This is a genomic window from Sulfuricurvum sp. (assembly GCF_019163035.1).
Classification (GTDB): domain Bacteria; phylum Campylobacterota; class Campylobacteria; order Campylobacterales; family Sulfurimonadaceae; genus Sulfuricurvum.
The window spans coordinates 1-3,442 of sequence record NZ_JAFLKV010000149.1; the positions used below are offsets into that span (position 1 = coordinate 1).

4 protein-coding genes are annotated in these 3,442 nt (G+C 45.5%); 1 reads left to right on the forward strand and 3 read right to left on the reverse strand.

Annotated features, from left to right (window positions below):
* Positions 1-2: 2 nt before the first annotated feature.
* Genes JZU62_RS10590 through fliP form a run of 3 tightly spaced genes read right to left on the reverse strand, consistent with a single transcriptional unit; the run spans position 3 to position 3,201 of the window.
* The gene (locus JZU62_RS10590; protein ID WP_295014605.1) at positions 3-1,310 is read right to left on the reverse strand and encodes a hypothetical protein; all 1,308 of its coding nucleotides are present in this window, start codon (positions 1,308-1,310) and stop codon (positions 3-5) included.
* Positions 1,307-2,422: a tRNA (uridine(54)-C5)-methyltransferase TrmA gene (gene trmA, locus JZU62_RS10595; protein WP_295014607.1), complete on the reverse strand. Its 1,116-nt coding sequence runs from the start codon at positions 2,420-2,422 to the stop codon at positions 1,307-1,309. Before trmA ends, JZU62_RS10590 begins: the two co-directional genes overlap by 4 nt.
* 8 nt (positions 2,423-2,430) lie before the next feature.
* Positions 2,431-3,201, reverse strand: a complete 771-nt coding sequence (gene fliP, locus JZU62_RS10600) for a flagellar type III secretion system pore protein FliP (protein WP_295014609.1) — start codon at positions 3,199-3,201, stop codon at positions 2,431-2,433.
* 62 nt (positions 3,202-3,263) lie between these two features.
* Here fliP and JZU62_RS10605 point away from each other — a divergent pair.
* On the forward strand, positions 3,264-3,442 hold a 179-nt coding region (locus tag JZU62_RS10605; RefSeq protein WP_295014612.1), incomplete at its 3' end, for an NTP transferase domain-containing protein.

The window sequence follows — 3,442 nt, forward strand, 5'->3', positions numbered from 1 at the left end:
CACTAACGTCGGATAACGTCGCTCTCTTTTACCCACAACTCTTCATCTGCCCTCTGCCAAACACGATTGACAAAATATCCGGTGATTTTAATCCATCCATTGTTCGCAGTTCCCGACGTAAATGAACGACGTGCTTCCCATGTATCTACGACACGTCCGCTCGGTGCATTGTATACCGGTGCGTTGGTTGCCATACGATAGGCGGATGGTGCTGACTTTTTCGGTGCTTCGGATACAGTAACCACAGGAGGTTTTGGTGCTTGTAAAACCTTCTGAACTTTTGGAGGAACAGCGGCAGCGCTCAGTTTTGTCTCTTTTGGCGGAGTCAGCTTTTGAGGCTGTGCTAATTTTTGATTTAATGCTTTATTTAACTGTTCGGTTGGATTGATATTTTTGGCAACAACCTTTTCTTGGACAATCGGGCGATCTTTGTAGACCACTTTCTCAACAATTTTTTCTTGAACGACCGGACGGCCTTTATAAACCACTTTTTCGACGATCTTCTCTTGAGTGATCGTTTTAGTCCCTTTTTTCAGATTGGCTATGGTGGTTTGTGCGGCGGAGAGTTCGCGCTGAAGTGCCGTAATTTTCTCTGTCGGTTCCACTACTTTGGTCACGATTTTTTCTTGCACTACCGATGTTTTAGGAGTACTTTGCAACTGAACAATCGCGGCATTTGCTTTTGCCAATTCACTTTGAAGCGCTTTTATTTTGCCACTCTGATCGACTCCGTTTACACTGCTAGAGGGAACGGAAGCAGTACTTTGGAGAGGTTTGATACGAAGCTTTTCAATCTCCGCTTTTGCCGTAGTTAAAGACGCACGCAATGCCAGAACCTCTTTATCGTTTTTCCCCATCGATTTCTCAAGGTGTTCCGCATCTATTTTAGCTTTTACTAAAGCGCTTTTTAGGCTTTCTCGCTCGATTTTGCCCACTTTGATCGTATTGGCCTCTTTAGCAAGACGTTCGTTCAATGCGGTAGCATCACGTAATTGCTGATCTCTGAGAGTGAGCGATTTCTCCAAACTCTGAATCACCCCCCTTTTTTGAGAAAGTTCTCGCTGGGTCTCAGTATTTTGTTTTTTGAGGAGTTGAAGCTCGCTGTTACTTTGTTTGATCTGATTTTCGAGAGAAGTGATCCGTGTTTGATACCCTTTTATTTTTGCATTAGCATCCATATTTTGCTCTTGACGGCACTCTTCGTATTTTTGTCGAAGATTTGCCACTTCACTGACAATACTCGCAGGATTAGGGTTTGCACCGTAAAGATAGATCGCACACAGTGCACTCATAAAAACAGCTTTCTTCACGCACATCCTTTTTTAGTTAGCTTCACACCCATCTCTAAGTGGTGAGTATAGGGGAACTGATCAAACGCAGCCATCGCATCAATCGTGTGTGTCTCACTGAGTATCTGCAAATCCCGCAATAGCGTTTCAGGGTTGCAGGAGATATAAAGCAGATGATCAAATCGCGCGGCGAATGCGCACGGTTCTTCCCCGAGTCCGGCACGTGGAGGATCGACAAAGAGCGTTTTGAGGTGATAATCAGATACGCGTAACCCCTCAAGGCGACGGAATTCACGAACACTATCAAGAGCTTGGGTGAACTCCTCTGCCGATAAACGGACAAACTCGATATTCTCAACACCGTTCAGTGCCATATTTTGTTTCGCCGCATGGATGGAAGATTTGGATATCTCTGTCGCAAGAACCCGATCAAACGCAGTTGCAAAAGGGATTGTAAAGTTCCCCGCACCGCAATAGAGTTCGAGAAGATCACCGCCGATGTTGCCCAGTTGAGAGAGCGACCATTCGATCATCTGCTCATTGACTCTCGGATTGGGCTGAGTAAAGCTGTTTTCGATATGGATATAGCGGTACTCACGTCCCTGTATTTGAAGTGTTTCGGTAACATAGTCTTGGCTCAAGATTAGTTTTTGTTTACGACTTCGTCCGATGACGTAGACTCCGAGCCGTTTTTCGAGTTCACGTGCCTTGCTCTGCCACTGCTCATCGAGCGGCTTATGATAGAGCATACTGAGGGTGATTTCCCCCTCTCCTGAGGCTAAAAAGTCAACTCCGAACAGCTTATGGGCGATTTCCAGATCACTGATCTCGATTAGAAGTTTATCCATCACCGATGCAATAGCGGGAGAAACAATCGAACAGCGTTCAATCTTCAACGCCCCCTGCCGATCCAGTCTGCTCATCGCATAGGAGATTCCGCTCTCATCGTGGTAGATTTTAAACTCGGCGCGGGAACGATACCGTTCGCTCGGTGAAGGACACACTGTAATCGCACCCGTGTAGAGAGCGGAAAACATCTCTTTCACGGCGGATAATTTGTGGTTTAACTGCCCCTCATATCTCTCTTCATAATCACGACAACTGCCACACACACCAAAATATTCACACTGCATTTTGAACCTTATTTGACACTGGCAATCAGATTACCGATGAGGAGATTCCACCCATCCACCATGACAAAAACGAGGATTTTAAACGGCATCGAGATCATAACCGGAGGGAGCATCATCATACCCATCGACATCAAAATCGAGGCAACGACCATATCGATGACCAAAAACGGCAAGAAGAGCAGGAACCCGATCTCAAATGCCGTTTTGAGTTCACTAATCATAAATGCAGGGATCACGATGGTGAGGGGAACTTCTTTGATCGATTGTGGATTTTCCATGTGACGGATACGTAAAAAGAGGGCTAAATCTTTCTCACGGGTGTTTCGCACCATAAAATTTTTAAACGGACCGGTTGTTTTCTCAAATGCCTCATCGTAAGTGATTTTCTCTTCGCTGTAAGGCTTTATCCCCTCATCATACGCTTTCGTCGCGACAGGTTCCATTACAAATACGGTCAAAATCAACGCGAGCATAACGAGAATCTGGGTCGGTGGAACTTGTTGTGTACCGAGCGCCTGACGCAAAAATCCAAAAACGATAACAAAACGGGTAAAAGTGGTCATCACGAGAACTAAACTCGGAGCCAAAAAGAGGACGGTAAGAACTAATAAAACATTAAGAGAACTGACTACCTCAGCCGGAGATTCGGGTGCGGTGAGATTAAAATTCATCGCAGGTATCTGTGCATCTGCGCCCCAAAGAGCAAAGGGGATTAAAAGAAGTAAGAAGAAAAAACGACCCAAATCAACGCTCCCGAAATAAAGAGGTGATAATACCATAGACTAAGGGTGGTTCTCGTTAAAATCTGATAAAATATCGCGAATAACTACTAGGAGCCTCCATGTCCAACACTCTCTCGATCGTCATTTTAGCCGCCGGTAAGGGATCTCGGATGAAATCGCCGAAAGCTAAAGTACTCCATGAGATTTGCGGACGTGAGATGCTTTATTACAGTATCAAGGCCGCACGAGAGATCACCGATGATGTCATCGTCGTCGTCGCCCACCAAAAAGATGCCGT

Coding starts and splice junctions, on each gene's coding strand:
- trmA (WP_295014607.1), bottom strand. CDS start 2,422: ATGCAGTGTGAATATTTTGGTGTGTGTGGCAGTTGTCGTGATTATGAA.
- fliP (WP_295014609.1), bottom strand. CDS start 3,201: ATGGTATTATCACCTCTTTATTTCGGGAGCGTTGATTTGGGTCGTTTT.